Origin of the sequence: Streptomyces sp. LaPpAH-108 (genome assembly GCF_000373625.1) — a bacterium.
Lineage (GTDB): Bacteria > Actinomycetota > Actinomycetes > Streptomycetales > Streptomycetaceae > Streptomyces.
Map to the genome: position 1 here is coordinate 710080 of NZ_KB891993.1, position 25301 is coordinate 735380.

The window sequence follows — 25301 nt, forward strand, 5'->3', positions numbered from 1 at the left end:
ATGGCCCGTGCCAGAAGAGCCACCCGGCTGACCGGACTGCTCGCCTCCGTACTCCTGCTCGTCGGCGCGGCCGTCGCGTGCGGCTCCTCCTCCGACGACGACGCGGGGTCGCCCGGCGGATCGGGCTCGTCGGCGTCGAGCGGCGCCTTCCCCGTCACCCTCACACACAAGTACGGCAGTACGACGATCAAGTCCGAGCCGAAGCGGATCGTCACCGTCGGCCTGACCGACCAGGACGCCGTCCTCGCCCTCGGCAAGGTACCCGTCGGCACGACCGAGTGGCTGGGCGGCTACAAGGGTGCCGTCGGCCCCTGGGCCACCGGCAAGCTGGGCTCCTCCCCCGCGCCGACCGTCCTCAAGGACACCGGCACTGGCCCCCAGGTGGAGAAGATCGCCGCCCTCAAGCCGGACCTCATCCTGGCCCTGTACGCCGGGCTGACCAAGTCCCAGTACCAGAACCTGTCGAAGTTCGCCCCGGTGGTGGCGCAGCCGAAGCAGTACAACGACTACGGCATCCCCTGGCAGCAGCAGACCGAGGAGATCGGCAAGGCGCTCGGCAAGCCGGACGAGGCGAAGCATCTGGTCAAGGGCGTGCAGGACAAGTTCGCCGAGGCGAAGAAGGCGCACCCCGACTTCGCCGGGAAGACGGCCGTGATGGCGACGCCGTACCAGGGCGTCTTCGTCTTCGGCAGCCAGGACCCGCGCTCCCGCCTCCTGGCGGACCTCGGCTTCTCGCTGCCGAAGGATCTGGACAAGCTGATCGGCGACCAGTTCGGCGCCAACATCAGCAAGGAGCGGTACGACCTGCTCGACCAGGACGTGGCGGTGTGGATCGCGCCCGACACCACCTCGTCGGTCACCAAGCTGCACAAGAACCCGCTGTACGGCGACCTGAAGGTGGCGAAGCAGGGCCGTGAGGTCTTCGTCAAGGAGACCAGCGACTACGGCAACGCGGTGTCCCTCTCGACCGTCCTGAGCATTCCGTACGTGCTCGACCGGCTGGTGCCGCAGCTCGGCGCGGCCGTGGACGGCAAGCCGTCGACCAAGGTGGAGCAGCCGACGTCCTGAGGACGGAGCGGTCGGCGGCGGATGCTCCCGCCGTCGGCCGCCTCTCGTACGACGGCGTACGGGGTCCGGCTGCGAAGCACATTTATTTGACCGATCGTTCTGGATATGCTTGGGTCTTCACCATGGCCAGGACCAAGGAATTCGATCCGGACGCCGCACTGCAGTCGGCCCTTGAGCTGTTCTGGCGGCGCGGCTACGAAGCGACGTCGCTGACGGATCTGGTCGAACATCTCGGCATCGGCCGCGCCAGCATCTACGCGACCTTCGGCAGCAAGCACGAGCTGTATCTGAAGGCCCTGGACCGGTACACCGAGACGCACGACCCGGTCCTGCTCACCGAGTTGTCCCAGCCTGGCCCCGCGCTGCCCGCGGTACGTGCGGTGGTGCGCCGCTTCGCCGCGGAGGCCACCGCCGCCGAGGGCCGGCTGAGCGGCTGTTTCATCACCAACACCGCGACCGAACTGGCCCCGCACGACCCTGCGGCGGCCCGCCGGGTCGAGATCAGCTGGGAGCACGTCGAGACCCTGCTGCACTCCGCGCTCGTACGGGCCCAGGCCCAGGGCGAGCTGCCCGAGGACCGCGATCCGCGCACCCTGGCCCGCATGCTGCTCGTACTGCTCCAGGGGGTACGGGTCGTCGGCAAGGCGTCGAACGATCCCGCCCGGGTGCGGGACGCGGCCGAACAGGCCCTGGCCCTGCTGGACTGACTCCCCTCCATCGAATCCACCGGACTCTTGCCGCATGCCCGAATAATGAACCGATCGGTCAAATATTGGCGGGGGCCTGCTCACACTCGGCGGCAACGCTTCGTCCCTGCTGTCGCCCTACTGAACCACCGCACCAAGTAGCCCCTCACGCACGGGAGTCACCGAAATGAACCGCTTCACCGGCAAGACCGTCCTCGTCACCGGCGCGGGCTCCGGCCTCGGCCGCGCGATCGCACGTGCCTTCGCCGCCGAGGGCGCATCCGTGGTCGTCGCGGGACGCACCGCGGCCTCCCTGGACGAGACGGTCGCTCTCATCGAGGCCACCGGCGGCACCGCGACCGCCGTCACCGCCGATGTCACGGACTCCGGCCAACTTCAGCACCTCGTACGCGAGAGCGTCACCCGCTTCGGCGGGCTGGACATCGCGGTCAACAACGCCGGGATACTCCGTGGCGTCGGAGCCGTCGGTGACGTGAGCGAGGAGGACTGGGACGCGGTGCTGCGCACCAATGTCACCGGCGTCTGGCTGGCCATGAAGCACGAGATCGCGCACATGAAGGCGAACGGTGGCGGCGCCATCGTCAACATCTCCTCCAACCTGGGCGCACACCTCCGCATCCCGAACCTCGCCGCGTACATCACCTCGAAGGCGGCGGTCTCCGCGCTGACCCGCGCCGCCGCTCTCGACCACATCCACCAGGGCATCCGCATCAACGCCGTCAGCCCCGGCGCCTCCGCCGCCCCCATGTCGCTGCGGCCCGGCGAGACCGAGGCCGACCGTGCCGAGCGCGTGAAGGCGGAGAACCCGCTCGGCCGGGTCGCGGAGGCCGAGGAAGTGGCGGCTGCGGTGCTCTACCTCGCCTCGCCCGAAGCCGGTGCGGTGGTGGGCGCCGATCTGGTCGTCGACTGCGGGGCCTCGGCCTGACGGTTCATGGGCTTCGGCGACGCCCTTCCCCGCCGCGAGGCCCGTGGCAAAGCGGCCGGGGGCGGCTCCCCGGCCGGGGAGCCGCCCCCTTCGTCACGCCTCGGAGCCCGTCGGCCCTCAGGACCGCTCGGCCAGGCTCCTGGGCCGCATGTCCGTCCAGTGGGTCTCCACGTAGTCCAGGCACTCTTGGCGTCCGGCCGGGCCGTGCGCGACCTGCCAGCCCGCGGGTACGTCGGCGAAGTCGGGCCACAGGCTGTGCTGGCCCTCGTCGTTGACGAGGACGGAGTAGACGCCGTCGGGGTTCTCGAACGGGTTGGTCATGGGATGCCTTTCCGGGTCGTCGGGGTCGGTCGGTCAGTCGGTCTCGGCACGGGCGTCGGCCCGTCGTACGAGGGCTTCCAGGGCGCGGAACCAGGTCCGGGCGAGGTCGTCCACGGCCTCCTCGGTGAGCAGATGGGCCGCCCAGGCCCAGTGGGCGTTCAGCCGGGGGCCGTCGGCGCGGTCCTCGGTGAGGGCGTTGAGGGTGAGGGCGTGCGACATGGGCATCGCGGGGTCGGCGTCGAGGTCGGCGGCGTCCTCCTCCGGGGCGTAGGACCAGTCGGCGGCCTCGGCGTGGCCGAAGCGGCCCATGTAGTTGAACTCGATCTGGGGTTCGTCGAGTTCGGCGAGCAAGGCGCCGGTCTCCGGGTTGAGGTGGCGCAGGAGTCCGTGGCCGATGCCCGAGGTGGGCAGGTCCGCGAGGTGGTGACCGATGGCGGCGAGCGCGGTGTCCAGCGCGGGTCCGCCCGCGAGGGCGTCGGCGGGGTCGATGTCGCCGGGGTCGAGCCGGACCGGGACCACGCTGGTGAACCAGCCGACCGTGCGGGACAGATCGGCGTCCCCGGCCAACTCCTCCTCGCGGCCGTGTCCTTCGAGGTCCACGAGGACGGCGCGGCCCGCGTTCCCGGCGTCCAGTGTGCGCCGTCGCCAGTCCGCCACGGCGAGCGCGAACGCGGTCAGCAGCACGTCGTTGACGGTGGCGCCGAAGGCGGCGGGGACGCGGCCGAGCAGCGGTCCGGTGATCTCGGGCGGCAGGGTCAGCGACCGATAGCGGGTGGTCTCCACCGTGTCCTGCGCCGGGTCCAGCGGCCGGGCCAGCGGGAGCCCGGCGCCGGGGGCGAGTGCGGTGCGCCAGTGGGGCAGTTCGTCGGTGCGGGCCGGGTCGGTGGCGTGGGCGGCGAGCAGCCTGGACCAGCGGGCGAACGAGGTCTCGACGGGGGCGAGTTCGGGACGGCGTCCGGCGCGCAGGTCGGCCCAGGCGGTGGCGAGGTCGGGGAGCAGGACCCGCCAGGACACGCCGTCGATCACCAGATGGTGCACGAGGAGCAGCAGGCGTCCGGGCCGGTCGGGCCCGGCGTCGAACCAGACGGCCCGGACCATCGCCCCGGTGTCCGGGTCGAGCCCGTCGCGGGCGCGGGCGGCGTGCCGGGCGATGGCCTCGCGCAGCCCGGTGCCGTCGCCGGTGTCGCGGACGTCGACCCGGGTCAGCCAGGCGTCCGTGTCCGGGGAGCCGGGCACCCGCAAGGTCCACGTCCGCCCGTCCGGACCCCGGTCCAGGCGGGCGCGGAGCATGTCGTGGCGGTCGGCGAGGGCCCGCAGCAGGGTGCGCAGGCCGGGTTCGTCCAGGTCGGCCGGGGTCTGGACGAGGGCGGCCTGGTGGTAGGCGGCGATGGGGCCGCCGCGCTCGCGCAGGGCGTGCATGATCGGCGTGAGCGGGACGGTCCCGGTGCCGTCGTCGTGCCCGGGCACCCGCTCTGCGGCGTCGAGCGGTACGGCGACGGCGGCCAGCTCGACGACCGTGCGCAGCCGGAACACCTGGCGGGGCGTGATCCGCAGCCCGGCGGTGCGGGCGCGGGCGACCAGATGCATGGCGACGATGCTGTCCCCGCCGAGGGCGAGGAAGTCGTCGTCGGTGCCCACGGTGGCCTGCGGCAGGCCCAGGACCTCCGCGAACAGGTCGCGCAGCAGGTGCTCGGTGTCGTTCGCGGGCGGCCTTCCGCCCGCGCCGGTGAGCTGGGGGGCCGGGAGGGCCGCGCGGTTCAGCTTGCCGTTGGACAGCAGCGGCAGCCGGTCCAGGGCCACGACGGCGGCCGGGACCATGTACTGCGGGAGCCGTGCGGCCAAGTGGGCGCGCAGCTCGGCCGGTTCGGCGCCGCCGTCCGGGACCTCGGCGTACGCGACGAGCTGCCGTACGCCCGGCCGCATCTCGCGGGCGGTGACGACCGACCGCGCGACGGCCGGGTGGGTGTCCAACGCGGCCTCGATCTCGGCGAGTTCGACGCGGTAGCCACGGACCTTCACCTGGTCGTCGGCGCGGCCCGCGAACTCCAGCAGGCCGTCCTCGGTCCAGCGGGCGAGGTCGCCGGTGCGGTACATCCGGGCGCCGGGTGCCCCGAAGGGGTCGGCGGTGAAGCGCTCGGCGGTCTGGCCGGGCAGGCCGAGATAGCCGCGCGCCAGGCCGGGTCCGGAGAGGTACAGCTCTCCCGTGACACCGGGCGGGACCGGCCGCAGCGCCGAATCCAGCACATAGGCACGGGAGTTGTGGACGGCCCGCCCGACGACCGGCCGCTCGCTGTCGCTCACCCGTCCGATCAGGGCGTCGACGGTGGCCTCGGTGGGGCCGTACAGATTGACCGCGTCGGTGTCGCGCAGGGCGGCCAAGCGGGTCCACAGCGGTTCGGGCACCGCCTCGCCGCCGAAGCCGACGGCCGCGAGCGGGCAGTCGCCGTCCGGGGTGAACAGTCCGGCGTCCGCCATCCGGTCGAGCACGGACGGGGTGACCTCGATGAAGTCGATGTCCCGGTCGCGGATGAACGCGGTGAGCAGTTCCGGGTCGCGGCAGGTGTCGTCGTCCGCGATGTGCAGCGCGTGTCCGTCCAGGAGCCAGAGCTGCGGCTGCCAGGAGGCGTCGAAGGCGAACGACCAGGCGTGGCCGACGCGCAGGTGACGGCGTCCGGTGCGGCGCTTGGCCGGGTCGTGCAGGTCGTGCCGGTGGCTGTGGAAGAGGTTGGCGAGCCCTCGGTGGGTGACGACGACGCCCTTGGGGCGGCCGGTGGAGCCGGAGGTGTGGATGACGTAGGCGGGGTGGTCGGGCCCCGGCGGGGTGACCGTCTCCTCGGGGGCGTCGGCCAGGTCCTCCAGGCGTACGACCAGAACGTCCGTGTCCGGAAGGCCGGTTGCCAGGTCGGCCGTGGTGAGGATCAGGGCCGGGCGGGTGTCCGCGAGCAGGTCGCGCAGGCGGGCCTCGGGCAGGTCGGGGTGGAGGGGTACGTAGGCGGCGCCCGACTTCAGCACGGCGAGGATCGCGGCGATGTGGTCGGCGGTGCGGGGCAGCGCGAGGGCGACCAGCTGTTCGGGGGCGGCGCCCCGGGCGGCGAGGGCGCGGGCCAACCGGTCGGTGCGGGCGTCGAGTTCGGCGAAGGTCCACGTGGTCGTGGCATCGCTGACGGCGGGGGCGTCCGAGGTCGCGACCGCCTGTGCGGCGAACAGGGCGGGGACGGTGGTGCTCGCGGGGTCCGTGGGCAGCGCGGTGTCGTTCCAGGTCTCCAGGACCTTGTGACGGCTCTCCGCGTCCAGCAAGTCCAGTGCGCTGAGCGGCAGTTCGGGCTGTTCGGCCATCATGGTCAGCAGGGTGACCAGGGCGGCCGTGATGTGCCGTACGGTCCCCGCCTCGAACAGGTCGGGGCGGAACTCGGCGGTGAGCCGGAGCCGTTCGGCGGGCTCCACCGCCCAGGCGAACGGGTAGTGCGTGGCGTCCTCGTGGTCGCGGACGGTGATCCGGGGTCGGTCCGTGTGCTCGTCGTCTGGCTCCTCGGCCACCGGGTACGACTCGAACACCATCAGGGTGTCGAAGAGTTCACCGAGTCCGGCGGCGCGCTGGATGTCGGCGAGTCCGAGGTGCTGGTGGTCGATGAGACGGGACTGCTCGTCCTGGAGCCGTGCGAGCAGGGCCGCGACGCTCTCCCCCGGCCCGGTGCGGACGCGTACCGGCACGGTGTTGATGAAGAGGCCGATCATCGTCTCGGCGCCCGGCAGTTCGGGGGAACGACCGGCCACGGTAGCGCCGAACACCACGTCGTCGCGCCCGGTGAGCCGCCCGAGCAGGATGCCCCAGGCCGCCTGGACCAGCGTGTTGAGGGTGAGGCCCTGGGCGCGGGCGAAGGCGTCGAGAGCGGCGGTGCGGTCGGGGTCCAGTGCGACGGTGTGCGTGTGCGGGACCTCGGAGGCGCGGCCGGGGTCGGCGGGCGCGAGCCGGGTCGGCTCGGTCAGGCCGTCCAGGGCGTCGGTCCAGGCCCTGGCGGAGACCTCGGGGTCGCGGGCGGCGAGCAGCCGCAGCTGGGCGCGGTAGGGGGCGGGCGCGGGCAGGGTGCGGCCCTTGTAGAGCTGCCACAGCTCGGCGGTGAGCAGCGGCAGCGACCAGCCGTCGAGCAGGAGGTGCTGGTGGGAGAGGACCAGTCGGTGCCGGTCGGGGCCGAGGCGGGCGAGGAGCAGCCGCAGCAGGGGCGGCCGTGCGGTGTCGAAGCGGCGGCGTTCCTCGCGGAGCAGCTGGTCCCACCTGCCCTGGTCGTCGGCCGCACCCGCACCACGGGTGTCATCGGCACCACGGGTGTCATCAGCACCATCCGTGCCGTCGCCGCCGAGGTCGAGCTGCCGCCACGGCACCGCGACCGTGCGCGGTACGACAGCGACGGGCCGCCCGGAGGACAGGTGCCGGAATCCGGCGCGCAGGTTCTCGTGCCGGTCGAGAAGACGCTGGGCGGCGGCGCGCAACCGCTCGGCGTCCAGGGGGCCTTCGAGGTCGTAGGAGACCTGGACGGTGTACACGTCCGGGCCCTCGTCGCCGTCGTCCAGGGCGGCGTGGAAGAGCAGTCCGGCCTGGAGCGGGGTGACGGGCAGCAGCTCGGTGCCCGGGGACAGGCCGGTGAGTTCGGCGCGTTCGGCGTCGGTGAGGGCGAGCAGGTCGGCGGTGTCGTCGGCGGTCTCGGACGGGGTCGGCTCGGTCGCGGTGGCGGCGAGTCCGGCGGCCGTCTTGTGCCGGAAGACGTCGCGCGGGCTGAAGGCCAGCCCGGCGGCACGGGCGCGCGCGACGAGCTGCATGGCGACGATGCTGTCTCCGCCGAGGGCGAAGAAGTCGTCGTCGGGGCCGACCCGTTCGAGCCCGAGGACCCCGGCGATCAGCGCGCACAGGGTCTCCTCGCGCGGGGTGCGCGGGCGCGTGTCCGTGACCTCGGCGGCGAAGTCGGGCGCGGGGAGAGCCGCCCGGTCGAGCTTGCCGTTCGGGGTGAGCGGGAGCGCGTCGAGCGGGACGACGGCGGCCGGGACCATGTGGTCGGGCAGGGTGGTCGCGGCGTGAGCGCGCAGCAGCGCGGAGTCGGGCTCGCCGTCGCCGGACGGGACGACGTACGCCACCAGGTGTCCGTCGCGGAGCAGGACGGTGGCGTGGGCGACGGACGGGTGAGCGGCGAGTGCGGCCTCGATCTCGCCGGGCTCGACGCGGAAGCCGCGCAGCTTGACCTGGTGGTCGGTGCGGCCCAGGTACTCCAGCTCGCCGTCGGCCGTCCAGCGGGCCAGGTCTCCCGTGCGGTACATACGGGTGCCGGGGGCGCCGAAGGGGTCGGCGACGAAGCGCTCGGCGGTGAGGGCCGCGCGGCCGAGATAGCCGCGCGCCAACTGGACGCCGGACAGGTACAGTTCCCCGGCCACTCCGGGTGGCACCGGGCGCAGTCCGGCATCGAGGACGTAGGCGCGGGTGTTCCACACCGGTCGGCCGATCGGGACGGTCACCGGGTCGGGGCGCACCTCGTGCGCGGTGACGTCGACGGCGGCCTCGGTGGGGCCGTAGAGGTTGTGCAGGGCGGTGCCCGGGAGCACCTGGTGGAAACGGGCGGCCAGCGGGGCGGGCAGCGCCTCGCCGCTGCTGAACACCCGGCGCAGGACCGCGCCGTCGGCGGCCGAGGGCTCGTCCAGGAAGGCCCGCAGCATGGACGGCACGAAGTGCGCGGTGGTGACGCCCTGTTCACGGACGAGGCGCGCGAGCCGCGCCGGGTCCTTGTGCGCCTCCGGCGGGGCGACGACGAGGGTGGCGCCGGTGATCAGCGGCCAGAAGAACTCCCACACCGACACGTCGAACCCGGCCGGTGTCTTCTGCAACACCCGGTCGTCGGGGGTGAGTTCATAGGCGTCCTGCATCCACAGCAGCCGGTTGACGATGGCCGCGTGCGGGACGGTGACGCCCTTGGGGCGGCCGGTGGAGCCGGAGGTGTAGATGACATAGGCGAGGTGGAGCGGGTCGTACGTGCCTGGGAGCGGCGCCAGTTGAGAGGCGACCGGGGTGCCGTCCAGGTCCACGGTGAGGCGGGGCACTCCGGTGTCCGGGAGGTCGATGCCGTCGGCGGTGACCAGGCAGACCGGGCGTGCGTCGGTGAGTGTGTACGCCAGCCGGTCGGCCGGGTGATCGGTGTCGAGCGGCAGATAGGCGGCGCCCGCGCGATGGGCGGCGAGCAGCGCGACGACCAGCGCGGTGGAACGGGGCAGGGCGACGGCGACGGTGGCCTCGGGTCCGGCGCCGTGGGCGCGGAGGGCGCGGGCGAGCCGGTCGACGCGTCGGTCCAGTTCGGCGTAGGTGAGGGAACTGCCCTCGCACACCAGGGCGGTGGCGTCGGGGGTGCGGGCCACTTGGTCGCGGAACAGCTCGGGCAGGGTGACGGCCGGGACGGGGTGGTCGGTGGCGTTCCACTCGGTGAGGACGCGGGCGCGTTCCTCGTCCTGGAGCACATCGAGGTCGCGGACGCGGCGGCCGGGGTCGGCGGCGGCCTGCGCCAGGAGGCGTTCCAGACGGCGGGCGAGCCGTTCGGCGGTGGAGTGGTCGAAGAGGTCGGCGCTGTACTCGATCCAGCCCTGGATGCCCTCGCCCTCCTCCACGAAGTCGAAGCTGAGGTCGAACTTGGCGGTGGTCTGCCCGACCTGCTCACGCCGGGCCTCGATGCCGGGCAGCGCGGGCCCGCCACCGGTGCCCGCGAGGTGGACGACCATGACCTGGAACAACGGGTGCCGGGCCAGCGAGCGTTCGGGGTTCACCGCCTCCACCAGCCGCTCGAACGGCAGCTCCTGGTGGTCGTAGGCGGCGAGGTCGGTCTCCCGGACGCGGGCGAGGAGGTCGGCGAAGGTCGGATCGCTGGACAGATCGGTCCGCAGCACAAGGGAGTTGACGAAGAACCCGACCAGGTTCTCCAGCGCCTCGTCGGTACGGCCCGACACCGGGGCGCCGAGCGGTATGTCGTCCCCGGCGCCGAGCCGGTGCAGCAGGGCGGCCACGGAGGCTTGGGCGACCATGAACATGCTGACGCCGTGCGTGCGGGCCAGTTCCCGCAGGGCGTCGGCCAGTTCGGGCGCCACGGTGAAGCCGACGGTGCCGCCACGCCCGCTGGACTCGGCGGGGCGAGGCCGGTCGGTCGGCAGGTTCAGCTCGGCGGGCAGTCCGCGCAGGGCCTGGGTCCAGTGGGCGAGCAGTTCGGCTTCCGTCGCCTCCAGCAGGTCGCGCTGCCAGAGGGTGTAGTCGGTGTAACTGGCGGGCAGCGGCGTCCAGTCGGGCGCGCCGCCTGCCGTACGTGCCGCGTACGCCGTGCTCAGGTCCCCCAGCAGGGGCCGGTCGGACCACTCGTCGGTGGCGATGTGGTGGAGCAGGAGCAGCAGGACGTGTTCGTCGGGGCCGGTCTCGAAGAGAGTGGCCCGCAGCGGCAGTTCACGTTCCAGGTCGAAGACGTGGGCGGTGTGGGCGGCCAGTTCCGCGTACGGCGCCTCGGTCAGCGGGACCTGGGCGTCGGCCGGGTCGAGCACTCGCTGGTACGGCACCCCGTCGACGGACGGGAAGACGGTGCGCAGCGGGGCGTGCCGGGCCACCACGTCGTTCAGGGCGGCCCGCAAAGCCGACCGGTCCAGCGCCCCGGTCAGTCGCCAGGCGGCCGGGATCGTGTACGCCGTGCTGTCCCGCTCGACCTGGGCCAGCAGCCACAGCCGCCGCTGGGCCGCCGACAGCGGCAGCGGCTCCGGGCGCGGCCGGGGGTCGGCCAGTGCGGGGCGCTGCCCCGGAGCGGGCGCATCGAGACGGGCGGCGAGCCGGGCCGGGGTGGGCGCGTCGAAGACGGTGCGCAGGGTGAGTTCCGCGCCGAGCTGGCTGCGGACGCGGCTGACCAGGCGCATCGCGAGCAGTGAGTGGCCGCCGAGGGCGAAGAAGTCGTCGTCCGGGCCGACCTGTTCCGCGCCGAGGACGGCGGCGAACTGCTGGCACAGCAGCTCTTCGCGCGGGGTGCGCGGGGCTCGGCCGCCCGGCCCGGACAGCGCGGCCGGGTCGGGGGCGGGCAGCGCGGCCCGGTCGAGCTTGCCGTTGACCGTGCGGGGCAGCGCGTCCAGGGTGACGAAGGCCGCGGGCACCATGTGCTCGGGCAGCCGGGCGGCGGCGTGGGCCCGCAGGTCCACGGGGTCGAGGCTCGCCGGGTCCGGGGCCCCCGGCACGACGTAAGCGACCAGCCGTGCCACCCCCGGCCGGTCCTCCCGCACGACGACGGTGGCGGCCGACACCCCCGGGTGCCCGGTGAGCACGGCCTCGATCTCCCCCGGCTCGATCCGGAAGCCCCGCAGCTTGACCTGGTCATCGGCCCGCCCGAGGAAGACGAGTGTGCCGTCGGGACGGCGCCGCACCAGGTCACCCGTGCGGTACAGCCGCGCGCCGGGTTCCCCGAAGGGATCGGCCACGAAGCGCTCGGCGGTCAGGCCGGGGCGGCCCAGATAGCCCCGGGCAAGGCCGACGCCCGCGAGGTACAGCTCGCCGGGCGCCCCGACCGGAGCGGGGCGGAGCAGCGGATCGAGGACGTGGGCGCGGAGGTTGTCCAGCGGGGCCGCGCTGTCGCCGTCGGCGGTGTGGTGCCAGCCGTACGCGTCGACGGCGCACTCGGTGGGCCCGTACAGGTCGTGCACGGCGGTGCCGGGCAGCGCGGTCAGGCGCCGCCAGAGGTCGGGCGGGGTGGCCTCGCCGCCGACGGCGAGCACGGCGGGCACCCGGGTGCCGGGGGTGAGGAAGCCGTGGTGGATCAGCTCGCGGAGATAGGTCGGGGTGAGGTCGGTGAAGTCGATCGCGCTGTCGTCCAGGCGGCGCAGCAGCGCGGCCGGGTCGAGCATCGTCGTCTCGTCCACCACGTGCAGTTCGTGGCCCGCGAGGAGCCAGAGCAGGGGTTCCCAGGAGCCGTCGAACACGAAGGAGGCGGCGTGTACGGCGCGCAGGGTGTCGCGGCCGGTGTCGTGCACCGCCGGTTCGATGAGGTCGCGCAGGTGGGCGGCGTAGAGGTTGCTCAGGCCCTGATGGGTGCCGACGACGCCCTTGGGGCGGCCGGTGGAGCCGGAGGTGTAGATGACGTAGGCCGCGTCCTGGGGATCGGGCGTCCGGACCGCGCCGGGGGCGGGGAGCGGGGTCTCGTCCAGCAGCAGGAGGGGGGTGTCCGTGGGCAGGCGTTCGGCGAGGGCGCGGGTGGTGAGGACGCGGACGGGTGCCGCGTCGCCGAGCATGAACTCCAGGCGTTCGGCGGGGAGTTCCGGGTCGAGCGGCAGATAGGCGGCGCCGGAGGCGAGGACGCCGAGGAGTGCGGGCACCATCGCGTGCCGGGGCAGGGCGAGGCCGACGACGGAGCCGGTCGTGACGCCCCGGGCGTGCAGGAGGGCGGCGACTTGCGCCACCTCACCCTGGAGTTCGGCGAAGGAGGTGCGCCGCAGGTCCTCGTCCGGCCCGGTGACCAGGGCGGTACGGCCGGGATGCGCGCGTGCCGTGTCCGCGAGGATCTGCGCGACGCCGCGCGTCTCCACCGGCCGTGCGGTGTCGTTCCAGTCGGTCTCCCGCTCCCCCGGGGTGAGCAGGTCGAGCCCGGCGAGCGGGGTGTCCGGGGTGCGGGCGGCCTCGGTGAGGAGGAGGACCAGGCGGCGGGCGAGGAGGTCGGCGGTCTCCGGGTCGGCCAGATCGGTGGCGTACTCCAGGAGCAGGGTGATGCGCCCGGTGCTGTCGGACTCGTCGACGAAGGTGAAGTCGAGGTCGAACTTGGCGGTCCCGGTGTCCATGTCGTACCACCGGCTCACCGGCAGCCCGAGCAGGGTGCCGGGGTCGCCGTCGGGGCGGTGGTGGTAGCCGAGCATGACCTGGAAGAGGGGGTTGCGGCCGCTGACGCGGGGCGGGTTGACCGCCTCCACCACGTGGTCGAACGGCACGTCCTGGTGCTCGAAGGCGACGAGCGAGGATTCCCGTACGCGGTCCACGAGTTGGCGGTAGGTGAGGGCGTCGCCGGACAGATCGGCGCGCAGGACCAGGGTGTTGACGAAGAAGCCGACCAGGTCGTCCAGTTGGCTGTCGGTGCGGCCCGCGATGGGGGCGCCGAGGGGGATGTCGTCGCCCGCGCCGAGGCGGTGGAGCAGGGCGGCGGTGGCGGCCTGGAGCAGCATGAACATGCTGGCGCCGGTCGCGGCGGACAGCTCGCGCAGGGCCCGTCCGGTGTCCTCGGGGACCGTGCACCGCACGGTGGCGCCCTCTCCGGTGGGCGCGGCGGGACGCGGCCGGTCGAGCGGCAGGGTCAGCTCGTCCGGGAGGCCGCTCAATGCCTGCTGCCAGTAGCCGAGTTGCTGTTCCCTCAGCCGGTCCAGGAGATCGTCCTGCCAGAGGGTGTAGTCGGCGTACTGCACCGGCAGCGGGGCCCAGTCGGGGGCGTGCCCTGCGGTGCGGGCCGCGTAGGCGGTGTCGAGGTCGGCGAGGAAGGGGCGGTCGGACCACTCGTCGGTGGTGATGTGGTGGAGGACGAGCGCCAGGACGTGGTCGTCGGGCGCCAGGTGGAACACCTCGGCGCGCAACGGGAGTTCGCGGGTGAGGTCGAAGGGGCGGCGCTGGGCGGCCTCGATCAGCTCGGGCAGCTCGTCCTCGGTGCGGTCGGTGACGGTCAGGGTGGGCGCCGTAGCGGCCGGAAGGATGTGCTGGTACGGCTCCCCGTCGTGCTCGGCGACGAGCGTGCGCAGGGACTCGTGGCGGGCGGCCACGTCACGCAGCGCGAGCCGCAACGCCTCCGTGTCCAGGGCGCCGCGCAGCCGCACGACCAGCGGGAAGTTGTAGGCGGCGCCGGAGCCGGTCAGGGATTCCACGAGCCAGAGCCGTCGTTGCGCGGCCGACAGGGGCACGCGGTCCGGGCGGTCGGGGACGGCCGTGACGGTGGGCCGGGCGGGCCTGCCGTTGTCGGCGCGGGCCGCGAGCAGGGCCGGGGTGGGTGCCTCGAAGAGGTCACGGATGGCGAGTTCGGTGCCCAGCTCGGTGCGGGCGCGGCTGACAAGGCGGGTCGCGAGCAGCGAGTGCCCGCCGAGGTCGAAGAAGCCGTCCTCGGCGCCGACTTCGGGCAGTCCCAGCACCTCGGCGAAGAGACGGCACAGCGTCTCCTCCTCGGGGGTGCGCGGTCCGCGTCCGCCGCCCAGCGCGGTGACGGGCTCGGCGTCGGGCAGGGCGCGCACGTCGAGCTTGCCGTTGGCGTTCATGGGCAGCGCGTCGACGGTGACGAAGGCGGACGGGACCATGTAGTCGGGCAGTTCGCGGCCCAGGTCCTCGCGCAGCCGTCGGACCAGCGCGCTGGTCTCGCGGGCGGCGGTGGGGTCGTTGGCGTAGGGGGCGGTGCCCGCGCCGGGACGGTAGAGCCCGGCGGTGAGCCGGAGTTCACCGGAGGCGGCGACGAACACGGCGTCATAGGTGCCGGGCACCGAGGACCAGGTGGTGAGGACCTGGTGACCGGTGCGGGCGCCGAGGTCGTGCAGGCTCTCGGGCTCGATCCCGCCCGCGACGGTGCGCCCGTCGGGGACACCGGTGACGCGCAACGGGCCCTGAGCCACAAGCTGTTCCAGCTCTCCCAGCCCGGGCCACGACACAGTGGGCAGCCCGTCCAGAAGCGCGTCCGGCTCGCCCCGGTACATCACCACGTCGTACCGGTGCCGGGTGAGTTCGTTGTGGTGGTGGCCCCGCTTGGTGCGCAGGTCGACGTGGTGGCCGAGGGTGGTGAAGTAGTCGGGGTCGACCAGGAGTTCCTTCTCCAGGCGCAGGCCGCGCTCCACGGCCCGCTCCAGGTCGGCCTCGTCCGTGCCCCGGGCGCGCTGGATCTCGGTGTGGAAGAGGCGGGCGTGCCGGAGGTTGCGTACGTCGCCGACGAACAGGGCACCGCCGGGGGCGAGGAGGTCCATCGCGCCCTGGATGACCGTGGTGAGGTGGTCGATGCTCGGGAAGTACTGGACGACCGAGTTGATGACGATGGTGTCGAACCAGCCGGTGGGCAGCCCGGTGAAGTCCTCCGCGCGCTGGCAGCGCAGCTCGACCTTGGCGGCCAACTCGGGTGCGGAGGTGCGCAGTTCCGCACCGATCTTGCGGATGACGGGGGCCGCGAAGTCGGTCGCCCAGTACGCCTCGGCGGCCGGGGCGAGACCGGAGAGCAGCAGCCCGGAGCCGACGCCGATCTCCAGGACGCGGCGGGGGCGCAGCGCGGTGATGCGGGCGAGGGTGGCCTCGCGCCACTCGTGCATCTCCGCGAAGGGGATGGGCCGGCCGTCGTAGGAGCTGTCCCAGCCGTCGTAGCGCTCGGTGCGGACGGCGGTGCCGATCTCCTCGTACTCGTCGGAGTAGATCTCCTGCCACTCCCCCACCTGGGCGTCCTCGGCGGTGGAGCGTTCCTCGGTGCTGGTGCGGGCGGGGACGACGTAGCCGACGAGGCGTTCGTCGCGCACGACGACGGCGGCCTGGGCGACCAGCGGGTGGCGGCTGAGGGCGGTCTCGATCTCGCCGGGTTCGACGCGGTAGCCGCGGATCTTCACCTGGTCGTCGGTGCGGCCGAGGAAGTCGAGATTGCCGTCGGGGCCCCGGCGCACCAGGTCGCCGGTGCGGTACATCCGCTCGCCGGGCCGCCCGAAGGGGTCGGCCACGAAGCGGTCGGCGGTCAGCCCTGGGCGGTCGAGATAGCCCCGGGCCAGGCCGATGCCCGCGATGTACAGCTCGCCGGGCACGCCGTCGGGCACCGGGCGCAGCCAGGCGTCCAGGATGTGGGCGCGGGTGCCCCGGATGGGGCGGCCGACCGTCGGGGTGGCGCTGTCGTGGGTGCCGCCGCCGAGGGTGTTGATGGTGTACTCGGTGGGGCCGTAGAGGTTGTAGCCGTACGTCCCCTCGGTGTCGCGCAGGGCCGTCCACACGGTCTCGGGCACCGCCTCGCCGCCGAGCAGCACGAGCGGCGGGACGTGGCCCTCCAGCAGGCCCTGCTCGATGAGGATGCGGGCGTAGGTGGGGGTGACGTTGACGACGTCGATGCGGTGTCGTTCGCAGTAGGCGGTCAACGCCTCGGCGTCGCGGCGCAGTTCCTCGTCGCAGATGTGCACCTCGTGGCCTTCGACGAGCCAGAGCAGTTCCTCCCAGGACATGTCGAAGGCGAAGGACACGGTGTGCGCGATGCGCAGCCGCCGTCCGCCGGCCGAGGCGACGGCGGGGTCGAAGATCTCCTTCTGGTGGTTCAACTGCATGTTGGTCAGGCCCCGGTAGGGGGTGACCACGCCCTTGGGCCGGCCGGTGGAGCCCGAGGTGTAGATGACGTAGGCGGGGTGCTCCAGGCTGAAGCGCCGCCGTACGGGTGTGGCGGGCAAGGCGTCCAGGGCGGTGCGGGTCGCCGGGTCGTCAAGGAGTACGCGGGGCAGGTCGCCGTCCAGGGTCGCGGAAACGGCGGTGGTGGTGAGCAGGAGCAGGGGGCGGGCGTCGGCCAGCATGAGCGACAACCGGTCGGCCGGGTGGTCGAGTTCGAGCGGGAGATAGGCGGCGCCGGTGCGCAGGACGGCGAACAGCGCGATGACCGTGTCGAGAGAGCGGGGCAGGCCGAGCGCGACGATCTTCTCGGGTCCGGCGCCGTGTTCGATGAGCAGCTGGGCCATGCGGTCGACGGCGGTGTCGAGTTCGGCGTAGGTCAGGGTGCGGTCGCCGAAGACGAGGGCGCGGGCGTCGGGGGTGCGGGCGGCCTGCGCGGCGAGCAGGTCGGCGATGGTGTCCTCGGGGTCGGGGACGCGGCTCGCGGCCCACTGGCGGTCGAGCGCGGCCCGTTCCTCGGGGAGCGCCGGGTCGAGAGAGCCGACCGGGGCGGTGAGGTCGGTGGTCAGCCGGTCGAGCAGCAGGGCGAAGCGGTCGAGCAGGGCGCGGGCGTGGTCGGCCGGGATCAGGTCGGGGCGGTGGGTCAGGGTGACCTGGACGTTCGGGCCCGGGGTGACGACGAGGTTGACCGGGTAGTGGGTGGCGTCCACGTTGGCGACCGCGGTGGCGCCGTGCCGGGTGCGCAGGTCGGCCAGCCGCTCGGCGGTGTCGTTGTTGCGCAGCACGAAGAGGGTGTCGAACAGCTTGCGGTGCCCGGTCTCGGCCTGGAGCACACCGAGGCTCAGGTGCTCGTGCGGCATGAGGTCGAGCCGTTCGCCCTGGACGCGGCGGAGCAGGTCGAGCACCGGCTCGGCGGGGTCATAGGCGATGCGGGTGGGAACCGTGTTGAGGAAGAGGCCGATGATGCGCTCGACCTCGGGGACCTCGCTGGGCCGTCCGGCGACGGTGGTGCCGAAGACCACGTCGGTGCGGCCGGTGGCGGAGGCGAGGGTCAGCCCCCAGGCCGCGTTGAGCAGGGTGTTGAGGGTGAGGCCGTGCGCGCGGCCGGTCTCCCGCAGCCGCTCGCCGAGGTCGGTGGGCAGCCAGAGGTCCAGCTGGTCGGGAATCACCGGGTCCAGGCCGTCGGCGCCCGGGGCGAGCAGGGTCGGCTCGTCCAGTCCCACGAGGGCGGTGCGCCAGGCGGTGGTGGCGTCGCTGTCGTCCTGCGCGTCGAGCCAGGTCAGGTAGTCGCGGTAACTGCCGGGTGCGGGCAGGGTGTTGGCATCGCCGCCGGTGGCGTAGAGGGTGAACAGCTCGTCCAGGAAGAGCCATGCCGACCAGCCGTCCCACAGGATCAGATGACGGCCGACGATCAGCCGGTCCCCGCGCTCCGCGCCGAGCCGTACCAGCAGCAGCCGGAACAGCGGGGGCGCCGTCAGGTCGAAGCGGCGCTCGCGCTCGGCGGCGGTCAACTCGGCCAGCCGGGCGTCCTGTTCGGCGGGCGGCAGCCCGGACAGGTCGGCCTCTTCGAGCGGGATGCCGGGGTCCTCGGTGAGGAACTGCACCGGACGGCTCAGCCCGTCGCTGGTGAACCCGGCGCGCAGACCGGGGTTGCGGGCCAGCAGGGTGCGCACGGCCGCGCGCAGCCGCCCGGCGTCGAGCCGGTCCGCGAAGTCGAAGGTCTCGTGGACGGTGTAGACGTCCAGGGTGGAGCCGTCGTCGTAGTTCGAGTGGAAGAACAGGCCCTCCTGGAGCGGGGCCAGCGGCCAGACGTCCGCAAGCCCGGCCGCTCCGGCGAGGGCGCGCACCCGGGACCGCTCGGCGTCGGTGAGGGTGAGCGCGGAGGCCGTACGGGCGCCGGGCCCCACGGCGACGGCGGGGGCCGCCTCGGCCAGCGCGGCCGGGGTGCGGTGGGTGAACACGTCGCGCGGGCTGACGTCGAGCCCGGCCGCGCGGGCCCGGCTGGAGACGGCGATGGAGCTGATGCTGTCGCCGCCGAGCAGGAAGAAGTCGTCGTCGGGTCCGGCGTCCGGGATGCCGAGGACCGCGCCGAAGATCCCGGTGAGCAGCCGCTCCCGCTCCCCCTCGGGCGCCCGGCGTACGGCGCGCTCGGCCTCGGGCGCGGGCAGCGCGGCCTGGTCGAGCTTGCCGTTCGGGGTGAGCGGGAGCGCGCCGAGGACCACGTGGTCGTCCGGCACCATCGCGGCGGGGAGCGCGTCGGCCAGGGCGGCGCGCAGGTCGGCGGGCTCCACCGTGCGGTCGGCGGCCGGGACGACGTACGCGACGAGGCGGCCGTCCCGTACGGTCACGGCGGCCTGGGCCACCGCGTCCAGCGTGGTGAGCGCGGCCTCGATCTCGCCGGGTTCGACGCGGTTGCCGCGCAGCTTGACCTGGCGGTCGGCGCGGCCGAGGTAGTCGAGCGTGCTGTCGGGGCGGCGGCGTACGAGGTCGCCGGTGCGGTACATACGGGCGCCGGGCGTGCTGGCGTACGGGTCGGCGAGGAACCGTTCGGCGGTCAGACCGGGGCGGCCGTGGTAGCCCCGGGCCAGCTGGACGCCGGTGAGGTACAGCTCGCCGGGGACGCCGTCGGGCACCGGGCGCAGGCAGGAGTCGAGCACGCGCAGGCCGGTGTTCCAGACGGGGCGGCCGAGCGGCACGGTCGGGTCGGGGGCGCCGTCGTAGGGGTGGTGGGTGACGTCGACGGCGGCCTCGGTGGGGCCGTAGAGGTTGTGCAGCGGCACCCCGGTCAGGGCGTGCCAGCGGGCGGCGGCGTGACCGGGCAGCGCCTCGCCGCTGCTGAAGACCCGGCGCAGGCTCGCCGCCCAGCCGGGGTCGGCGGTCACCTCGTCCGAGGCGAGGAACGCCTCCAGCATCGAGGGCACGAAGTGCAGGGTGGTGACCCGCTCGGACTCGACCAGCCGGGAGAGGTACGCCGGGTCGCGGTGGCCGTCGGGCGCCGCGAGTACGACGGCGGCGCCCTCGCACAGCGGCCAGAAGAACTCCCAGACGCTCACGTCGAATCCGGCCGGTGTCTTCTGCAACACCCGGTCCTCGCCGGTCAGTTCGTACGCGCCCTGCATCCAGGCCAGCCGGTTGAGGACGGCCCGGTGGGTGACGACGACGCCCTTGGGGCGGCCGGTGGAGCCGGAGGTGTGGATGAGGTAGGCGGGGTGGTCGGGGTGGGGCGCGACTTCGACGGCGTCGCGCTCGGAAGCGGCGGCGTCGGGCCCGGCTCCGTCGGCATCCTGCGCCGAGTCGACGGAGTCCACGGAGTCCACGCACACGAGGTCCAAGTCGCCCGCGTCCGGCAGCCGTTCGGCGTCCCGTGTCGTCGTGACGACCGTACGGGCCCCGGAGTCGGCCAGCAGATAGGCCAGCCGGTCGGCCGGATAGTCCAGGTCGAGCGGCAGATAGGCGGCCCCGGTCTTCAGGACGCCGAGCAGCGCCACCATCAGCTCGGCGGACCGGGGCACGGCGACGGCGACGAACCGCTCGGGGCCCGCGCCCCGGGCCCGCAGCCGACGGGCCAACGCCTCGGCCCGTGTGTCGAGTTCGGCGTACGTCAGCGAGGTGCCCTCGAAGACGACGGCCGTCGCGGACGGGGTGCGCGCGGTCTGCGCGGCGATGACGGCGGGCAGGGTGGTCGCGGGCACCGGGTGCCGTTCGCCCTCGGGGTGGGCGCTCGCCCGCTCGGCCGGGGTGAGCAGATCGAGGGCGGCGACCGTGCGGCCGGGGTCGTCGGCCAGGGCGTTCAGGACGAGGGTGAGCCGGTCCGCGAGGGTCTGCACGGCCTCCCCGGACAGCCTGCCCGCGTGGTGCTTCAGGCGCAGGTCCAGGCGCTTGCCGGGCTTCACGATCAGCGCCAGCGGATAGTGCACGGTGTCCTGGAAGGCGTGCCCGGCGATCCGTACCGTGCCCGTGGGGTCGGTGAGGTGGGGCTCGGCCGGGTAGTTCTCGAACACCACCAGGGTGTCGAAGAGTTCACCGCCACCGGGGTGACCCGCGACGCGCTGGATCTCCGCGAGCCCGAGGTGCTGATGGTCGAGCAGGGCGCTCTGCTCCCGCTGCAGCCGCTCCAGGAGGGCGCCGAGCGTGTCCGAAGGACCCCAGGTGAACCGGGTGGGCAGCGTGTTGATGAACAGGCCGATCATCGACTCGATGCCGTCCACGGCGGCGTCCCGGCCGGAGACGGTGGTCCCGAAGAGCACGTCCCGCCGGTTCGTCATGCCGGACAGCAGCAGACCCCAGGCCGCCTGGACCACCGTCCCGAGGGTGACACCGTGCTCACGGGCGCGGGCGGCGAGCAGCGCGGTGGCCCGCTCGGGCAGCACGACGCGGATCTGGGCCGGGGCGAGGGGCCCGGTGCCGCCCGGGGTCTCCACCATGCGGGTGGGCTCCTCGACCCCGGCGAGCGCGGTGCGCCAGGCGTCGCGCGCGGCGTCGCGGTCGGCGCGGGCGATCTTCGCCAAGTACGCGCTGTAGGGCGTCGGTTCGTCCAGTGGCGCGGGCTCGTCGCCGTAGAGCGCGAGGAGTTCGCGGTGCAGGACGGGCAGGGACCAGCCGTCCGCCACGATGTGATGAAACGTCAGGATCAGCCGACTGCGCTCTCCGCCGAGCCGGACGAGGGCGCAGCGCAGCAGCGGCGGGCGGGCGAGGTCGAAGCGGTGGGCGCGTTCGTCGGCGGCGACGGCCTCCGCGAGGCCCGCGCGGACGGCGGGTTCCTGGGCGGCGAGGTCCACCTCGCGCCAGGGCAGTTCGAGGCCGGTGGCGATCAGCTGGGCCGGGCGCCCGTCGGGGAGTTGGCGGAAGCAGGCGCGCAGCGGGGCGTGCCGGTCGAGCAGCCGCTGGGCCGCCCGGCGCAGCAGGGTGCCGTCGACGGGTCCGGTGAGTTCGATGACCTGCTGGACGACATAGGCGTCGCTCTCGCCGCCGTCGACCAGCGCGTGGAACCAGAAGCCCTCCTGGAGCGGGCCGAGCGGCAGCACTTCGGCCACGTCGAGGGGGTGCTGCCCTTGGAGCGCGGCGAGTTCGGCGTCCGTCGGCCCGGCCCAGGGAGTGTCCTCGCTGTCGTCCGGGGCGGCCGGGACGCGCGCGGCGGTGGCGAGCTGGGCCACGGTGCGGTGCCGGAACACATCGCGCGGGGTCAGTTCCAGACCGGCACGGCGGGCGAGGACGAGCAGCTGGATGGCGGTGATGCTGTCGCCGCCGAGGGCGAAGAAGTCGTCGTCCACGGTGACGGAGGGCACGCCGAGGGCGCGCGCGTACAGCTCGCACAGCAGTCGTTCGCGCGGGGTGCGCGGGGCACGCCCCGCGCTGAGCAGGCCGTAGTCGGGGACGGGCAGCGCGGCGGCGTCGAGCTTGCCGCTCGGGGTGACGGGCAGCCGGTCCAGCGGGACGAGGGCGGCCGGGACCATGTACTCGGGCAGGGACGCGGCGGCGTGCGCGCGCAGCGCGGTCATCAGCGCGGTGACGTTGCGGAACGGCGCCGGGCGGTTGGTGAGGGGGCGGCCCTGGCCGGGGACGTAGAGCGGACCGGGCGCGGCACCGTCGCCGTCGCCGTCGCCCTCGCCGAGGAGGAACACCGCGTCGACGCTGCCGTCCTCCGCGTCCCCGTTCCAGGTGAGGTCCGCGCGATACCCGTGCCGCGCGGCCGTCTCGTACAGCGTCTCCGGGTCGACTCCCCCGCCGCCGCTGCCGGAGCGGCTGCTGTCGTCCAGGGTGCCGAGGGCGGCGAGGTCGGGGGCGAGCCGGGCGTTGGGCACACCGGTGACGCGGAGCGTGGTGGGCCGGTCGCCGCTGAGCCGGTCGTCGAGAGCCCGCGGGCTGCCGAGGGCGGACCAGGGGACGGTCTCGACGGGCGCCTCTTCCGCAAGGTCACCCGACGGCCGCAGCACCACGTCGTACCGATAGCGGGTCAGCTCGTTGTGATGGACACCGCGCTTGATCCGCACCTCGGCGCTGAACCCGTCCAGCGTGGCGAAGTAGTCGGGATCGACGAGGAGTTCGCCCTCCCAGGCGACCGCCCGGTCCACGGCCGCGCGCAGCGACTCCTTGTCGGTCCCGTCCTCGGCGCGCGTGTGCTCGATCGCCGCGCACAGGGTGCGGTGCAGCCGCAGGTTGCGCACGTCACCGACGAAGAGGGAGCCGCCGGGGGCGAGCAGCCGGGCGGCGGCGCGCAGCACGTCCGTCAGATACTCCGCGCCGGGGAAGTACTGGATCACCGAGTTGACGACGACGGTGTCGAAGTGGCCTGCGGGCAGGCCGCTGGTGTCGTGCGCGGGGCGGGCGAGCAGCGTGACCCGGTCGGCGAGGTCTGGTTCGGCGGCCACCTGTGCGCGGAGGGCGCCGATCGCCTCCTCGGACAGGTCGGTGCCCCAGTACTCGGCGCAGTCGGGGGCGAGCCGGGAGAGCAGCAGGCCGCTGCCGACGCCGATCTCCAGGACGCGGCGCGGCCGGAGCGCGCGGATGCGGGCCACGGTGGCGTCCCGCCATTCGCGCAGGTCGGCCAGGGGGATGGGCAGCCCGTCGTACATGCTGTTCCAGCCCGCGAAGTTCTCCTCGAACCCCTCCGAACCGGCTGCGGAATACAGCAGTTCGTGCAGGTCCTTCCAGTCCGCGACCTCGGCGTCGCCGTCCAGCGAGGGCACGACGTAGGCGGCCAGGCGGCGGTCGCCGGGGCGGTCCTCGCGGACGACGACGGCGGCCTGGTCGACGGCCGGGTGGGCGCGCAGGACGGACTCGATCTCGCCGGGCTCGATCCGGAAGCCCCGGATCTTGATCTGGCTGTCCGCGCGGCCGTGGAACTCCAGCCTGCCGTCGGCCTTCCAGCGCACCAAGTCGCCCGTGCGGTACAGCCGTTCGCCGGGTGCGCCGAAGGGGTCGGCCACGAACCGCTCGGCGGTGAGCGCGGGGCGCCCGAGATAGCCGCGCGCGAGCCCGTCGCCGCCGAGGTACAACTCCCCCACGACACCGGCCGGTACGGGCCGCAACCGGTCGTCCAGGACATAGGCGCGGGTGCCAGGGTCGGGGACGCCGATGGGCACGATGGTCCCCGCCGGGGTGTCCGGATCGCACCGGCCCAGCGTGGAGTTGGTGGTGGCCTCGGTCGGGCCGTAGGCGTTGAACATCATCCGGCCGCGCGCGTACCGCCCGACCAGCTCGGGCGAGACCCGTTCGGTTCCGGCCAGCAGGGTTGCCGTGGCGGGGAGGTGGACGTCGTCGGGCAGCGCGGCGAGCAGGGCGGGCGGCAGGATCATGAAGGTGATGCCGTGCTCCAGGGCGTACTGCGCGAGCGGCGCTCCGGGGTAGCGGCGGTCGGCGGGTACGACGACGAGCCGGCCGCCGGAGAGCAGGCCCAGGCAGAGGTCCCAGAACGCCACGTCGAAGCTGGGCGAGGCGAATTGGAGAACGCGGCTGTGCGGCCCGATCCCGAAGCGCTCGCTCTGGGTGGCGACGAGCCCGGCGACGCCCGCGTGGGTGAGGACGACCCCCTTGGGGCGGCCGGTGGAGCCGGAGGTGTAGATGACGTAGGCGGCGTGGTCGGTGGTCAGGGCGCGGGCGGTCTCGGGGTCGCCCGGCGCGAGTCCCGCCAGCTCGGCCGCGGTCTCCGGGGCGTCCATGAGCAACAGCACCGTGTCCGGCGGCAGTTCGGGCGCGACCTCGGTGGTGGTCAGCACGCAGACCGGCTGGGCGTCCCCGAGCATGTAGGCCACGCGGTCGGCCGGGTAGTCGGTGTCCAGCGGGAGATAGGCCGCCCCGGACTTCAGCACGGCGACCTCGGCGACGACCAGGTCCGCCGAGCGGGGTACCGCGATGGCCACGACCCGCTCGGGCCCGGCCCCGCGCGCGGCGAGTGCCCGCGCCAACCGGGAGGCCCGGTCGTCCAGTTCGGCGTAGGTGAGGGTCACGTCCTCGTGGACGAGGGCGACGGCGTCGGGGCGGGCGGCGACCTGGGCGGCGAACATCTGGGGCCAGGTCAGGGCGGGCACGTCGTGCGCGGTGTCGTTCCAGGCGTCGAGCACGACGGCGCGTTCCGTCGCCGTCAGCAGCTCCAGGTCGCCCACGGGGGTGTCGGGGCGGGCCAGGGCGTCGGCGAGGAGGGTGGCGTAGTGGCCGAGGACGCGGTCGGCGGTGGCGGGCTCGAAGAGGTCGGTGCGGTAGGTGAGTTGGAGGTCGTCCCCGGCCTGGAAGGCGAGGTCCAGCGGGCTGTCCCAGGGCTCCGGTCCGAAGCCGGTGGCGCACAACAGGGCGCCGCCACGGCCGGGTTCAAGGGTCAGTGCGGCGAGTACGTCGGCGGTGGGCAGCCGGTGTTCCTCGGCGGCGGCGATCTCCGCCTCCACCCGGGAGCACAGCTCCGCGAAGGTCGTCGTAGCCTCCACGGCGACCCGCAGCGGGAGCCCCGCACGGGCCACGACGAAGTCGGTGGCCGCTCCGCCGTACCGGCGCAGGAGGGCGAAGTGGGCGGCGAGCAGGACGTGTTCGGCCGGGCGCGGCACGCCGAGCGGATGGTGCCGGGTGGCGGTGGGGACGGAGGCGGGGGCGACGGAAGCCCGGGGTGCCGCCGAGGCGGAAGCGGGGGGTGCGGACAGGTCGACCGGCAGTGCGGTGTCCGCCGGTGGCCGGGCGAACCGTTGCCGCCAGTGCTCCTCCACGGTCGCGCCCCCTGTGGTCAGGGGTCCTTCGGTCATCGCCTCTTCAGCAGAACGCGTGTTACCCGACACAGCGGCCCGTGCCTCCATTCGCGAGACGGAACCGGCTCTGGGGAGCCGCAACCGCTCGCATAGTAAGGTAAGCATTGCCTTACCTGATAGCCCTCTTCGAGAAGATCGACCCGATGGGCGACAACTGAGGTTATGCTCGCCTTACCTGTCAACCAGGCGCCCGCGAACGGACGATGACGTGGAGA

The 25301-nt window shown here is 73.8% G+C and carries 5 protein-coding genes; 3 read left to right on the forward strand and 2 right to left on the reverse strand.

Going from position 1 to position 25301, the window contains the following annotated elements:
* From B079_RS0114655 to B079_RS0114665, 3 genes are all read left to right on the forward strand, one after another.
* The gene (locus B079_RS0114655) at nucleotides 1-1068 is read left to right on the forward strand and encodes an iron-siderophore ABC transporter substrate-binding protein (protein WP_018546570.1); all 1068 of its coding nucleotides are present in this window, start codon (nucleotides 1-3) and stop codon (nucleotides 1066-1068) included.
* Between the two features lie 122 nt (nucleotides 1069-1190).
* The gene (locus tag B079_RS0114660; protein WP_018546571.1) at nucleotides 1191-1775 is read left to right on the forward strand and encodes a TetR/AcrR family transcriptional regulator; all 585 of its coding nucleotides are present in this window, start codon (nucleotides 1191-1193) and stop codon (nucleotides 1773-1775) included.
* Between the two features lie 166 nt (nucleotides 1776-1941).
* Nucleotides 1942-2700, forward strand: coding sequence for an SDR family NAD(P)-dependent oxidoreductase (locus B079_RS0114665; protein ID WP_018546572.1), 759 nt, complete (start codon nucleotides 1942-1944; stop codon nucleotides 2698-2700).
* 117 nt (nucleotides 2701-2817) lie between these two features.
* On the opposite strand, the gene B079_RS0114670 is transcribed toward B079_RS0114665, so the two are convergent.
* Nucleotides 2818-3021 (reverse strand): MbtH family protein, encoded by a 204-nt coding sequence (locus tag B079_RS0114670; protein WP_018546573.1) that lies wholly within the window; start codon nucleotides 3019-3021, stop codon nucleotides 2818-2820.
* Nucleotides 3022-3054: 33 nt separating this feature from the next.
* Complete coding sequence (locus B079_RS0114675) at nucleotides 3055-25083, reverse strand: non-ribosomal peptide synthase/polyketide synthase (protein WP_018546574.1); 22029 nt, start codon at nucleotides 25081-25083, stop codon at nucleotides 3055-3057.
* Between the last annotated feature and the right edge of the window lie 218 nt (nucleotides 25084-25301).